Below are 13144 nucleotides of genomic sequence, written 5' to 3'. Positions count from 1 at the left end.
CAAGAACAAGGTCAAAACCTTGGGTTGCCACCCAAACCGGCCTTAAGAGGCGCCTATCGCCGCGCCTCTTAAGAATCTCCGGCTCTTTTAAAAACAGCAGCTGCGCGGGTCACAATGGCCGTGTTTCAGGTGTTTCTGTTATAGCCGCAAAATGTCGCCGCTTAGGCGGTACCCTCACTTCAGGTTCGGACCTGCTCGCAATAGACCCGCTCACAGTTTCTCACCGTTCGTTCGGCGTCATTTTTGAATGCGGCCGAAGCTTTCTTCACTTCAAAATCGGAACTGTGTTTGTCTTTAAAAAAGTGTGGGCCGCGTTCAAAACGACGTCGAGTGAGAGGCGTAAAACTGCGTGGGGGTTTACGCGGGTTGAAGCCCGAAATGAGAGAACCGCGCAGCGGCGGAGTTTGCGGCTATAGCCACTGTGCCTGAAACACGGCCATTGTGACCTGCGCAGCTGCGAGAGCCGCATAAAAGAGCCCGGGGGTCCTGGGGGCGGCGGCGACTGGCCGCCCCCAGGTCGGTGTGGGCCGATGCCCACGACCTTGATCTTGACCTTCAAAAGCAAGTTCGGAATGCAATCCGAAGCCTGCCCGGTGTGGGCCGGCGCCCACGACCTTGAATTTGAATTTGAATTTGAATTTAAATTCGAATTTAAAAATTCACCTCAGCTTTCTAAAAGCTGAAAAACACTCATAACCACCCGGACTTCTTCAACTTCCAATACAGCAAAACACATCCCACAACGGTTACCCCGACGGTGGCCGGGTAGCCCCATGCGTCATTGAGCTCCGGCATGTTCTTGAAATTCATACCGTACAGACTGAAAACGACAGTAGGGATGGCCAATATTGCCCCCCAGCCCGCCAGGCGCTGAACGACTTCGTTCTGATGCACTGACACCAATGCCAGATTGACGTGCATGGCGTTGGCTAACATTTCCCGCATGTCGTCTGTCACGGTAATCACCTGATGCGCGTGGTCCTGTACGTCGCGAATGTATGCCCGCAAGCTTTTCGGGATCAGATCTTCGTAATGGTGGCTGAGCTGGTTACAGATATCTTCCGCAGGGACGGCGGCGTTACGCAGTGATAACAACTCGCGGCGAAGCTTATACACATCTTGAATCGCCTCTTGGTCGAAGTCAGACTGAAACATCTTTTGCTCGATATCATCGAACTGTTTGGTGTATTGGCTGACAATCGCCAGATAGTTATCCACCACGAGGTCAAGCACGCAATAGAGCGCATAGGCCGGACCCTTAACCAGCATATCCGGGCACTCTTCAGCACGGGCACGGATATGTTTATAACTGGATGATGCGCCATGGCGTACGCTGATTAGAAAGTTCTTACCCAGGAAAAGGTGGGTTTCACCATATTCTATTTTGTCATCCACCAGTTGCGCCGTGTGAATAACGATAAACAGCGATTCGCCATACTGTTCAATTTTCGGGCGCTGATGGGCCGTGAGCGCATCTTCAATCGCCAGGTCGTGCAGGCCAAATTCCTTCTGAATGGTACGCATCAGACTGTCTTCTGGCTGCCATAGCCCCAACCAGACAAAAGTGCCGGGTTCTTTTAATACTTCACTGATGTCTTGTGTGGTGACTTCCTGTAAACGCTTTCCATCCCGGTAAGCCACACTGTTAACCACGGAATCACAACTGGGTTTTTTATCTTCTTTTGCAATGGCATTCATCGAACTTATTCCTCAGACGTGGTTTGCACGCGGACATCTGGTGTGGCTGCCGGGCCGAAAACGGTATAGGTCGGCAACTTCACGTTTTGGTACGGCTCCCAGCCGCCGCCGAGGGCTTTGTAGAGCGAGACTAAATCCGTACTGGTTTGCACTTTTGCCACAACAGATTGCTGTTTGGCTTGCGCCAACTGGCGCTGAGCGTCCAGTACGTTGATAAAGGACGACAGCCCTTTGCGGTAGCTGTCGGTCGCCAGTGCAAAAGTCGCTTGCAAGGCTTCGGTAGTTTGATCAAGGCCAGTCACACGGTCCTGATCGGTACGGTAATTGACCAGCGCGTTATCGACATCTTGCAGGGCGGTCAGTACTGTCTGGCGATAATTCAGGGCAGCATTAGCCTGCTCTGCGCGGGAGAGATGTACGCTGGAGACCAGTCGCCCGCCCTGGAAGATAGGTACCGTGACCGACGGGCCGAAGGAGTAAAAATTGCTGCTCCATTTATCGAGATAACTGGCGTCGGTGTTGCGCATGCCAAACTGACCGGTGAGTGAAATACTCGGGAACATCTGCGCGACAGACACGCCGATGTTGGCCGTTGCGGCATGGAGATCCGCTTCCGCTTTGCGCACGTCGGGGCGGCGGCGCGCCAGCTGTGACGGTACGCCAACGGGAACCGCGGCAGGCAAGGTTGGCATCGGCTTGACGGGCATCAGTTCGCCATCAAGCGAGCCCGGAGTCTGACCGATCAGCACGGCCAACCCGTTCATTGCCTGACGTACCTGCGCCTGATACTGCGGTAATTGTGCACGCAGTGAACCCAGTTGAGCACGGGCGTTTTCTACATCCATCTGCGGTGCCAACCCATTCTTTTGCTGACTTTGGGTCAGTTCCATCGTTTGTTGAGCGATATCAATCTGCGTTTGAAGGGTGGCAATAATGCTTTGTGCACCACGCAGTTGAAGATAGGTGCGCGCGACTTCGGCCTGCAGCGACACCAGTGCATCGTTACGCTGTTCAAGGGATGACTGCTGTTGTGCGTTGGCGGCTTCGACCTGACGGCGAGTGCCGCCAAACAGATCCAGTTCCCAACTGGCATCGAAACTACCCTGATACAGATTCACCGGTTTGGTGAGGGAATTAAGCGTGTTCGTCGCTTGAGGGCCTGCGTTTTCAGCCTGACTGTAAACGCCATTGGATTCCAGTATGCCTTTTAAACCCAGTTGCTGCCGTGTGACCTTGGTATTGGCCTGCACGGATGGCATCCATGCGCCACGGGCTTGTGTCACTTGCTCACGTGCCCCCGCGATACGCAGAACCGCCTGTTGCAGTGAAATGTTACCGGCAATGGCGCGGTCAATCAGGCTGTCGAGTTGTGGATCGTTAAAAGCTTTCCACCACACCGGGTTGGGCTCCGAGGGCAGGGCGATAGATGCCCCATCTTTGGCCTGTGGGCGGCTCATGTCGTTATAGGTCGCTGGCGTTGCGGTTTTGGGTTGCTGGTAATCAGGACCGACTGTACAACCGGTTAATGCCAGAGCGAGCATGGAAAGTGTATAGGTCAGATTTTTCATTTTTTATCAGTGTGCTCCGGCACTGCCTTCGCTCTTAACCGGCGAAAGCAGCAGACAGAAGGGGATCAAAATAACGGCGACAACGGCGCAGTAACTGAAAACGTCGATGTAGGCCAGAATACGTGATTGCGAAATCATCTCCTGATAGATACGCACAGTGGCGATTTGCATCGGGTCACCGGCCATATGCGCAAAGTCGCGGACGGCTGCGGCACTCCGGCTAATGGCTTGATTGAACGACTCGTTCAACGGCGTCATGCTGTGCACCATGTGGGCGCTATGCGCCTGCGTTCGCTCGGTCACTGCGGCGGTAGACAGCGAAATACCAATCGACCCCGCGACGTTACGGAACATGGTGAACAGCGCGGCGGCATCGGCATTCAGACGCTGTGGGATCGTCACAAAAGCAATGGTGGTCAGCGGCACGAACAGGAAGCCGAGGCCCAGCGATTGCGCGCTGCGGTACATTACCAGCGTGATGAAATCGACGTTGGGTGTCAGATTGCCGGAGTAGATAAACGAAGCGGCCAGCAGGAAGAAGCCAAAGGCGATGAGGTAACGTGTCTGCACGATAGGCATGAGCTTCAACACCAGCGGAATCGACAGTACGATCAGAATCGCGCCCGGCGACATGACCAGTCCGGCGAGCGTAGCCGTGTAACCCAGTTGCTGCTGTGCCAGTTGAGGGATAACCACCGAACTGCCATACAGGATCATCGCCATGCCCGCCATCAACAGGCCCGCTACCGCGAAGTTACGGTCTTTCAGACAGCGTAAATCCACCACCGGTTTTTTGGCATACAACAGCCAGTAAATCGCGCCAACAATCCCGGTGATCGCCAGCAGTGCAAAGGTGACGATAAAGGCCGAATTGAACCAGTTTTCATCTTCGCCACGGTCCATCATCACCTGCAAACAGCCGAGGCCGAGGGCAATCAACCCAATACCGATGTAGTCAATGCTCAGCTTGCCTTTGGCTTTGCGCTCCCACGGTGGATCTTCCAGCAGTTGGTAAATCGCCAGCAGGGCAATAATGCCCACCGGGATATTGATAAAGAAGATCCAGCGCCAACTGATGTTATCGGTAATGTAACCCCCGAGGGTCGGCCCGATAACCGGCGCGACAATAATGGCAATGGATGACAGACCAAAGGCCTTGCCGCGATCTTTCGGTTTGAAATAATCCAGCAGCACTGATTGCTGTACCGGCTGTAACCCTCCGCCGAAGAAGCCCTGCAAAATGCGAAACAGAATCATTTGCCACAGTTCGGTGGCGATACCGCACAGGAATGAGCAGACGGTGAACATTCCGATACAAATCAGAAAATAGTTTTTACGGCCAAGTACCCGGCTGAGGAATGCGGAAATCGGTAAGACGATGCCGTTTGCCACCAGATACGAGGTGAGCACCCAGGTGGATTCATCGTAACTGGAGGAGAGAGAACCCGCGACGTGCGGTAGGGCCACGTTGACGATGGTGGTGTCCAAAATTTCCATGAACACCGCGATGGTGACAACCGCCGCCACCGCCCACGGGTTACTGGCAGGTCTCCAACTACTGCGTTCATCACTCATTCGACGGTAACCGTCGGCTCAACGGAAAGACCTAATGGCAGCGGTTGCTTTGGATCCAACCCGCTGTCGATAACAATTTTCACCGGCACGCGTTGCACAATCTTCACATAGTTACCGGTCGCATTTTCTGCCGGGAAAGCGGAGAAGCGGGAACCGGTGCCTTGCTGCACACTGTCGACGTGGCCATGCAGTTCGATGTCTGGATAGGCATCAATCTTCACCAGGACTTTATTACCCGGACGCAGGCGCTCGAGCTGCGACTCTTTGAGGTTGGCGACGATCCAGATATTCGGTGAGACGATAGAGAACAGCGACGAACCAGCCTGGACCAGCGTACCCAGTTGTACATTACGCATGGTCACATAACCATCATAGGGTGCGCGAACATCGGCATAAGAGAGGTTCAACGTAGCGGTTTCCAGTTGGGCTTTTGCCTGTTCAACCTGTTGCTGACGTGCTTCGACGTTGGTTTCTGCCTGACGAATTTGCAACCCGACCTCTGCAGCCACCTTGACCTGTGCTTTGGTATTTTCAAGATCAGCTTTGGCCGAACGCAGCTGTGCGCTGGCGCTGTCAATATTTTGCTGTGACGTGGCGCGAGGATCGACGCCGTGCTGACGGCGGTAATCCGCTGTGGCGTTGAGCAAACTGGCTTCGGCGCGTGTCTGTTGTGCTTCAGCCTGTGCCAACTGTGCGGGATACTGCACTTTCGACAGTTCATATTGCACCTGCGCCTGATGCAACTGGGAAATTGCCACACCCAACTGTGCCTGCGCCTGATCACGCTGTGCGGCGGCATCACGTGGATCAATTTGTACCAACAACTGGCCCTTTTTCACCCATTGGTTATCTTTTACCGCCAGATTAGTGACATAACCGGATATTTTGGGCGCGATAGTGACCGCGTTACCGTCGGTGAAGGCATCATCGGTGGTGATCTGGTCTTTGGTCATCAGCCACCAGACTAGCGCAACGATGACCATGACAATCACCACAACCCCCAGGATAATCAGCGGTTTTTTTCCCGGCCCTTCGCGTTTTTCAACGTCATCTGGCGCGCTATCATCTTGATCTTTATCAGTGTGATCCTTTTTCTTCTCGTCTTCGCCGGGTGACGAAGAGCGGTGTCCTTCGCCGGTTTTAATCTGGCTGGAATCGAGTTCACTTTGGGCATCGGCTGAAGATGTATCATTGTGGTGGGTCGCGTCGTTTTTATTAGTGGCCATAATACTCATCTGGTTATTGGCATGATGCCTCAATGAGGGATCTCATTATTCTTGTTTTACCCTAGATTGTATTGATGTAAAAGCAAGTAAATAAGTGTCAAGTTAGTACGCTGGGAGCACGAAAATCCACACCATAGGTCTGCTCCGAAAAACAGAAAAAAGGTATAATCCACGGCGTCTATTATGGTTAACACAATGTTAATTTATAAAATTGAATTTTGTATCAGGAACCCAGCGTGAATCGTTTTCAAACTGATGTTATTTTTCGGAAATTCCCATGAGCCGTCCTATTCCCTATAAACGTCTGACTCGTGCAGCCTCGCTGATTTCAGTGTGCGTCGCGCTGGTGCTGGTGGCCGTTAAAGTCTGGGCCTGGATTGCTACCGGTTCGATCGCTATGTTGACTTCAGCAGCCGACGGTCTTGTTGATGTGCTGGCTTCAATGGTGACGTTGGTTGGTGTGAGTTATGCCGGCCGTCCAGCCGATAAAGGCCATCGTTACGGGCACGGTAAAGCCGAAGCCGTGGCAGCCTTTGTCCAGGCTTTATTACTCGGTGCGGCTGGTATTGTGCTGGGGGGAGAATCCATCAGCCGCATTATCAATCCGCAACCGCTGGCGCAGTTGGGGTTGGGGATTTGGGTGATCATCGCCAGTTGTTGTGCCGCCGTGTGTCTGGTTTTGATGCAAACGTATGTCGTCAAACGCACCGGTTCAACGGCGATTGCCGCCGATCGCGCACATTATATTACCGACGTTGCGGTCAATATTGCGGTGCTGGTCGCGCTGTTGCTGGAAAGCCATCTTAGCTGGACGCGTTCTGATTCCATCGGTGCGTTGCTGATATCGCTCTATATGATCTGGAATGCACGCAGCATGGTCGGTGATGCTCTTAAGCAACTGTTGGATCGCGAGTTGGACATTGAGGACCGCAAACGTATCAAAAACGCTGTACTCAGCGTAAAGGGCGTCAGTGGTGTGCATGATATTCGCACCCGTAACGGCGGCGACCGCGTGTTCGTGGAGTTTCATGTGGAGGTTGACGGTAATCTGTCGGTGGATGTCGGGCATGATATCGGCGATGCCGCCGAAGTGGCTGTCAGCCAGTTATTCAGTGCCGCAGACGTGACGGCGCATCTCGAACCCGCGGGGATTGACGATGACCGGCTGGATGACTTGCTCAATAATATTGTGAAATAAGCAGGGTCAGTAATGCTATATCGGGCACAGCGTGCAATACGCTATGCCCGTTTGTATTTAATGACTCCGCATACCTGCCGCTGTCATGAGTAACCTGAACGCGGACGCCACCACAAACAGTGCCAGTACGCTGCCGCCCCAGATGATTGCCAGCCACACCACGCGTTTCCACCAGGGCTGGTGGATCACGGTCTGCTCGTCCATTTCTCTGATGAGTTTTTTCATTATTACCTCAATGATAACCCTGATCATGGGTCACTTTTCCACGGAATACGTAGTAGCTCCAGAACGTGTAAACCAGAATGATCGGGATGATAATCAGCGCGCCAACCAGCATAAAGCTCAGGCTTTGCGGAGGTGCCGCCGCTTCCCACAGCGTGATGGAAGGAGGAATGATGTTCGGCCAGATGCTGATCCCAAGTCCACTATAGCCAAGGAAAATCAGGGCCAGCGTCAGCAGGAATGGGGCGTGGTGCGACCTCTTATTCACCGCTCTCAGCATCCACAGTGACACAAACAACACCAGAACGGGCACCGGCAAGAACCACAGAATATTTGGCATGGTAAACCAGCGGTCAGCAATATCCGGGTGTATCAATGGGGTCCACAGGCTGATGGCGGCCATCACCAGCAGGAAGACGAACAGCAACGGTTTCACCCGGCTCTGCATATTCTCCTGCAAAGGACCTTCGGTTTTCATAATGAGCCAAGTGCAGCCGAGCAGGGCGTACGCGACCACCAGACCGACGCCACAGAACAGCGTGAACGGTGAAAGCCAGTCCAATGCCCCACCGGCATAGGCCCGGTCAACCACCGGAATGCCGTTGATCACCGCACCGAGCACCACACCCTGACTGAAAGTGGCAAACAGCGAACCCCAGATAAAGGCTTTATCCCAGACATGGCGTTTTTCTGGGCTAGCCTTGAAGCGAAACTCAAAAGCCACGCCGCGAAAAATCAGCCCAAACAGCATCAGCGTCAGTGGGATCGCCAGTGCATCAAGGATCACGGCATAGGCCAGCGGAAAAGCGCCAAATAGCGCTGCGCCACCGAGCACCAGCCATGTCTCATTGCCGTCCCAGACAGGAGCCACCGTGTTCATCATGACGTCACGTTCATGCTCCTCTTTAACCAACGGAAATAGAATGCCGATGCCCAAGTCGAAGCCGTCCATCACCACATACATCATCACGCCAAAGACGATGATTAAAAACCAGATCAGTGGAAGATCAATGCTCATTGTCAGCTCCTTTATCATGGTCATTCAGCGATTCTTGCGCTGCAGAGAGAGGGCGTGCCGGTGTGCGATGTTGTCCCGGCCCACCATGATTGGTTTCTAATCCTTCATGAGCGACCGGTCCTTTACGGATCAGACGCATCATGTACAGATAGCCGACACCAAACACTGAGCAGTAAATCAGGATAAACAGCAGCAGACTGATGCTCATCTGCATCGCGCCATGACTGGACACCGCATCTTTAGTGCGCAACAAGCCGTAGACCACCCAAGGCTGACGGCCAATTTCTGTGGTGAACCAGCCCGCCAGTAGCGCCAGCAAACCTGAAGGTCCCATCCAGAATGCAAAATGGAGGAAGGGCCGCGAGCGGTAAAGCGTACCGCGATGACGCAGCCACAGGCTCCATACACCGGCCAGGATCATCAATAAACCCAGCCCGACCATGATGCGGAAGGTGAAAAAGATGATGGTGGAGTTGGGGCGATCCTCTTTGGCGAAAGACTTCAGCGCCGGAATTTGCTGGTCCAGACTGTGGGTCAGGATCAGGCTACCGAGCCAAGGGATCTCTACGGCATAGCGCGTCTCCTCACGGTTCATATCTGGATAGCCGATCAACACCAGCGGGGAGGGTTCGCTGTTGGTATTCTCCCAGTGGCCTTCAATCGCGGCAATCTTAGCCGGTTGATATTTCAGTGTGTTCAGGCCGTGGGCATCACCAAGCATCGCCTGAATAGGTGCGACGATGAGCGCCATCCACATCGCCATCGAAAGCATCGTACGCATCGCCGGGGTGTCGCGGCCCCTGAGTAAATGCCACGCAGCTGAAGCTCCGACAAAGAAGGCAGAAGAGAGGAAAGCGGCCGTTGTCATGTGCAGCAAACGGTAGGGGAATGAGGGGTTGAAGATGACCTTGAACCAGTCGACGGGCACCACCTGATTATTGATGATCTCAAAGCCCTGGGGTGTTTGCATCCAGCTGTTCGATGCCAGGATCCAAAAAGTGGACATCAGTGTACCGAGTGCCACCATGCAGGTGGCGAAAAAGTGTAAACCGGGGCCGACACGGTTCCAGCCAAATAGCATGACACCGAGAAAACCGGCTTCGAGGAAGAAGGCGGTCAGCACTTCATAGGTTAGCAACGGGCCAGTGATACTGCCGGCGAATGACGAGAAAAAACTCCAGTTAGTCCCGAACTGATAGGCCATTACCAGCCCGGAAACCACGCCCATTCCGAAGTTTACGGCAAAGATTTTCGACCAAAAATGATACAGGTCGCGGTATTCCTCTTTTTTGGTTTTCAGCCACATCCCTTCGAGCACAGCCAGAAAACTGGCCAGTCCGATGGTGATGGCAGGGAAAATAATGTGAAACGAGACGGTGAAAGCAAACTGGATCCGAGCCAGTTCGAGTGCATCCAGACCAAACATAACAACCTCTGTTTTTTGCGGAATGACTCTTTCAGCATAGGCGCAGCCAGTGGAAGGTGCGCGATGAGATTTGCAGGCGAATGCTCGAAGAAAGGTCATGCCACGTTGGTTTTTTGCGAGGAGTGAATTTAAACACAACAGATGCTATGTATAACAGTAACAATAAAATGAATAAAAACTATAACAGATGACGTATTTACCTATTATCACGCGTTTGCGCTACACGCAACGAGTCCCGCTTATAGACATGGCGGCGGTTGAGCACACCACCCCATCGATGCTTGTCAGCAAGGATGATTTCTGTATTAATAATGATTATCATAAGCATTCACATACAAGCGGACTTCTGCCGTGTTAACCCGACGAAATTTATTACTGGCTGGCTTTACATTATTCCCGGCTGCCTATGCCCTGGCCTCAGGCTATTCACCCCCGCTGAGAATCGTTTCACTTGACCTTGCTATTACGGAAAGCCTGCTGGGCCTTGGTATTGCTCCAATAGCCGTAGCGAATAAACGCTGGTACCTAAATTTTATCGGTCATCCTCAACTGCCGGATACGGTGCAGGAAGCGGGACTGCCAGGTGAGCCTAATCTCGAGTTGCTCGAGGCGCTCAGGCCAGACGTCATTCTCTGCTCCCGTGCCCAGGCGCAGGTAAATTCCCGCCTGCAGCAAATTGCGCCTGTCGCAACAATGGATATTTTCAAGCCTGATAGTTCCCCCTGGCTGGCTGCCCAACAGATGATCACTCAATTGGGAAATTATGCCTCTGTGACCCGCGCAGCGCAGAAACTGAATGCAGAGGCTTCAGAGCAACTGGCGTCAACGGGCGTGGCCCTGGAAAAGTATCAGCAGAGACCGATTTTTCTGGCGCGAATCAATGACGATGGTCGCCATCTGTTGCTTTTTGGTCGTAAGGGAATGTATGACGACCTACTGAAAAGAATGGGTTTCCGAAATGCCTGTGAGGGGAAAACCAACGCCTGGGGCGGCGCGGTTGTTGGACTGGATTATTTACTGAGGCAACCTGATGCACGTCTGATTTTTTTCAGTAATCAGCAGGAAAGACGCAATGTAAACGAGCTGCTTTCTTCCCCTCTATGGCAGGCTATCCCGCTGATTAGAGAAGGACGTTACAGCAGTATGAGCCGACTGTACCCCAGCGGCGGACTTCTCTCTGCAATGCACTTCCTCAGCGAGTTTGAAAGGTCAATGAAGGAGCAGAACGTTTGATCCCGCTAACATACTCCAGAAGTTATGTGATCTTGAGCGTCCTGCTGTTGCTGGGTTCTGGTCTGTTTTTTATGTATAACATCACCCTTATGCCACTCAGCGATCTGCTTATGGCTGCGTGGTCACCTGACCATAACGCCTACCAGCAGCTGATTTTCCACTACAGCACGCTGCCACGATTGTCGGTCAGCCTGCTCGCCGGTGCAGCCTTGAGCCTGGCGGGGTTTATTTTCCAGCAGGTGCTGCGTAACCCCTTAGCAGAACCGGCAACGCTGGGTATTTCGGCCGGCGCTTGGTTGGCGCTGGTTATTTGTGGTCTTTGGTTTCCGGTGGTACTCATCCCCGGACGCGAATGGGCCGCTTTTGTCGGTTCTGCATTTACGCTTTCACTGGTGATGCTGCTGGCGAAAAGGCGGGAGTCGTCCCCTCTGTCGCTCATACTGGGCGGCATGGTTGTCACGCTGTTTTTCTCCAGTGTCAGTGCGGTGCTTGTACTGTTCAACCATGCTGCGCTTATGGATCTCTTTCTCTGGCAGACCGGTTCTTTGGTCCAGAATGACTGGCTGACGGCGCGGTGGTTGGCTGCGCAATTGGCTATCGCCCTGTTGCTGCTGGTAATGCTAATCCGTCCCCTTAATCTGTTAAGCCTGAATGAGCCGACCGCGCAAAGCCTTGGTCTTTCGGTGCGTTATGCCCGGTTATTGCTATTGCTCTTGGCAGTGTGGTTGAGCTCAATGGTTGTCAGCAGGATCGGCGTCATCAGCTTTATCGGTCTTGCTGCACCTGCGGCGGTCAGACTGACTGGCATCCGGCGCCTTTCCGCGCGTCTGATTCTGGTCCCTGTGACGGGAGCGCTGATGCTGACCTTTGCTGATTTGCTGGTACAGACGTTAAGCCAGGCTGTTAATACGGAGATTCCCACTGGTCTGGCGACTGCGTTGACCGGTGCGCCTTTGCTACTGATATTGATACCGCGTCTGCGCGAGCGGCATTACGCAGTCTCCTCCTCACTGGTGCCACGGCGAGTCCGTTCCCCTGTGAAATTACTGGTGTTGATGTCTGTGCTGCTCCTTCTGATGACGTGGCTGGCCCTTGCTTTCGGACGTCTTCCTGGCGGGTGGTCATGGTCCGTTGGCGAACCGTTGCAAAACCTGATGACCTGGCGTGCGCCGAGAGTACTGGCTGCCATCGCATCAGGTGCAATGTTGGCGATTGCAGGGACTCTGATGCAGAGAATGACGGCGAATGCGATGGCCAGCCCTGAAGTCCTGGGCATTAGCTCAGGTTCTGCCTTTGGCGTAGTGATACTGTTTATGTTCACAGGGACGCTCAGTCCGGCAGCTCTCTTACTCGCAGCCACCGCGGGTGCGCTGGCAACGCTCGCCATGATAGTGGCGCTCAGCCGTAAGGCTCACTTCTCACCAGAGCGTGTTTTGTTGACCGGCATGGCAACTGGCACGGCGTGTAATGCAGTAACGGCGCTGTATATTGCAGGAGGTGATGATCGTTCTCTGCTATTGCTCAACTGGATGGCGGGCTCAACCTACCGGGTTACCCCAGCAGAAGTCGGCCCTGCGCTGATGATATTACTGGTATCGCTGCTGATCCTCCCTTTACTGGTCCGCTGGCTTGACCGTTTTCCACTGGGGGAAGTGGTGATGCGGTCAACCGGCATGTCAGTGTCCTATAGCCGACTGATCATATTACTGCTGGCTGCTCTGCTTAGCGCCAGCGCGACATTACTCACAGGGCCACTAAGTTTCGTCGGATTGATCGCCCCACATCTGGTTGTGATGATCGGATTCCAACGTGGGTTCAGTCGGTTACTGGCATCGGCACTGATGGGCGCAATGTTATTGCTGTTTGCCGACTGGATCGGACGTAACCTGATCTATCCCTGGCAAATTCCGGCTGGATTATGTGCCACCTTTATTGGTTCGCCTTACTTCATGTACATGATGCGACGTCAAAACAGGTAAA

General features: G+C 53.5%; 10 protein-coding genes. 3 read left to right on the top strand and 7 right to left on the bottom strand.

Annotation, left to right across the window (positions count from 1 at the left end; translation table 11 throughout):
- Positions 1 to 690 precede the first annotated feature (690 nt).
- From corA to IEV89_RS03880, 4 genes are read right to left on the bottom strand one after another with little or no spacing between them, the layout of a single operon-like run.
- Complete coding sequence (corA, locus tag IEV89_RS03895; protein ID WP_188470628.1) at positions 691 to 1698, bottom strand: magnesium/cobalt transporter CorA; 1008 nt, start codon at positions 1696 to 1698, stop codon at positions 691 to 693.
- A 5-nt stretch (positions 1699 to 1703) separates the two neighbouring features.
- A complete protein-coding gene (locus tag IEV89_RS03890) occupies positions 1704 to 3266 on the bottom strand; it encodes an efflux transporter outer membrane subunit (RefSeq protein ID WP_188470626.1) in 1563 nt (520 codons plus the stop codon).
- 6 nt (positions 3267 to 3272) lie between these two features.
- The gene (locus IEV89_RS03885; protein ID WP_188470624.1) at positions 3273 to 4841 is read right to left on the bottom strand and encodes a DHA2 family efflux MFS transporter permease subunit; all 1569 of its coding nucleotides are present in this window, start codon (positions 4839 to 4841) and stop codon (positions 3273 to 3275) included.
- Positions 4838 to 6067 carry an HlyD family secretion protein gene (locus IEV89_RS03880; protein WP_229746365.1) on the bottom strand — a complete coding sequence of 410 codons (1230 nt, stop codon included), beginning with the start codon at positions 6065 to 6067 and terminating at the stop codon, positions 4838 to 4840. The genes IEV89_RS03885 and IEV89_RS03880 overlap by 4 nt, the downstream gene beginning before the upstream one ends.
- A 277-nt stretch (positions 6068 to 6344) precedes the next feature.
- On the opposite strand from IEV89_RS03880, the gene IEV89_RS03875 reads away from it, so the two are divergent.
- Positions 6345 to 7265 carry a cation diffusion facilitator family transporter gene (locus tag IEV89_RS03875; RefSeq protein ID WP_188470622.1) on the top strand — a complete coding sequence of 307 codons (921 nt, stop codon included), beginning with the start codon at positions 6345 to 6347 and terminating at the stop codon, positions 7263 to 7265.
- A gap of 57 nt (positions 7266 to 7322) precedes the next feature.
- Here IEV89_RS03875 and IEV89_RS03870 read toward each other — a convergent pair whose 3' ends face one another.
- The 3 genes from IEV89_RS03870 to IEV89_RS03860 are packed head-to-tail and all read right to left on the bottom strand — an operon-like array spanning position 7323 to position 9931.
- Complete coding sequence (locus IEV89_RS03870) at positions 7323 to 7469, bottom strand: DUF2474 domain-containing protein (RefSeq protein WP_188471328.1); 147 nt, start codon at positions 7467 to 7469, stop codon at positions 7323 to 7325.
- A 28-nt stretch (positions 7470 to 7497) separates the two neighbouring features.
- Complete coding sequence (gene cydB / locus IEV89_RS03865; RefSeq protein ID WP_188470620.1) at positions 7498 to 8505, bottom strand: cytochrome d ubiquinol oxidase subunit II; 1008 nt, start codon at positions 8503 to 8505, stop codon at positions 7498 to 7500.
- Complete coding sequence (locus IEV89_RS03860; protein WP_188471326.1) at positions 8495 to 9931, bottom strand: cytochrome ubiquinol oxidase subunit I; 1437 nt, start codon at positions 9929 to 9931, stop codon at positions 8495 to 8497. The genes cydB and IEV89_RS03860 overlap by 11 nt, the downstream gene beginning before the upstream one ends.
- Positions 9932 to 10282: 351 nt before the next feature.
- Here IEV89_RS03860 and IEV89_RS03855 point away from each other — a divergent pair, with 351 nt between their 5' ends.
- Both IEV89_RS03855 and fhuB read left to right on the top strand, forming a co-directional pair.
- Positions 10283 to 11164, top strand: a complete 882-nt coding sequence (locus tag IEV89_RS03855) for an ABC transporter substrate-binding protein (protein ID WP_188470618.1) — start codon at positions 10283 to 10285, stop codon at positions 11162 to 11164.
- Positions 11161 to 13143, top strand: a complete 1983-nt coding sequence (gene fhuB / locus IEV89_RS03850) for a Fe(3+)-hydroxamate ABC transporter permease FhuB (protein ID WP_188470616.1) — start codon at positions 11161 to 11163, stop codon at positions 13141 to 13143. Before IEV89_RS03855 ends, fhuB begins: the two co-directional genes overlap by 4 nt.
- The last annotated feature ends 1 nt before the right edge of the window (position 13144 follow it).

The organism is Hafnia psychrotolerans (genome assembly GCF_014639435.1).
In the GTDB taxonomy this organism is placed as follows: domain Bacteria; phylum Pseudomonadota; class Gammaproteobacteria; order Enterobacterales; family Enterobacteriaceae; genus Ewingella; species Ewingella psychrotolerans.
The sequence above is the reverse complement of the archived record's forward strand: the minus strand, read 5'-3'. Positions and strand labels throughout refer to the sequence as shown.

What these genes read in the sequence shown, in the direction of transcription:
- IEV89_RS03880 (WP_229746365.1), bottom strand. Translation starts at nt 6,067, where the DNA reads ATGGCCACTAATAAAAACGACGCGACCCACCACAATGATACATCTTCA.
- IEV89_RS03860 (WP_188471326.1), bottom strand. Translation starts at nt 9,931, where the DNA reads ATGTTTGGTCTGGATGCACTCGAACTGGCTCGGATCCAGTTTGCTTTC.
- IEV89_RS03875 (WP_188470622.1), top strand. Translation starts at nt 6,345, where the DNA reads ATGAGCCGTCCTATTCCCTATAAACGTCTGACTCGTGCAGCCTCGCTG.
- cydB (WP_188470620.1), bottom strand. Translation starts at nt 8,505, where the DNA reads ATGAGCATTGATCTTCCACTGATCTGGTTTTTAATCATCGTCTTTGGC.
- corA (WP_188470628.1), bottom strand. Translation starts at nt 1,698, where the DNA reads ATGAATGCCATTGCAAAAGAAGATAAAAAACCCAGTTGTGATTCCGTG.
- IEV89_RS03890 (WP_188470626.1), bottom strand. Translation starts at nt 3,266, where the DNA reads ATGAAAAATCTGACCTATACACTTTCCATGCTCGCTCTGGCATTAACC.
- IEV89_RS03870 (WP_188471328.1), bottom strand. Translation starts at nt 7,469, where the DNA reads ATGGACGAGCAGACCGTGATCCACCAGCCCTGGTGGAAACGCGTGGTG.
- IEV89_RS03885 (WP_188470624.1), bottom strand. Translation starts at nt 4,841, where the DNA reads ATGAGTGATGAACGCAGTAGTTGGAGACCTGCCAGTAACCCGTGGGCG.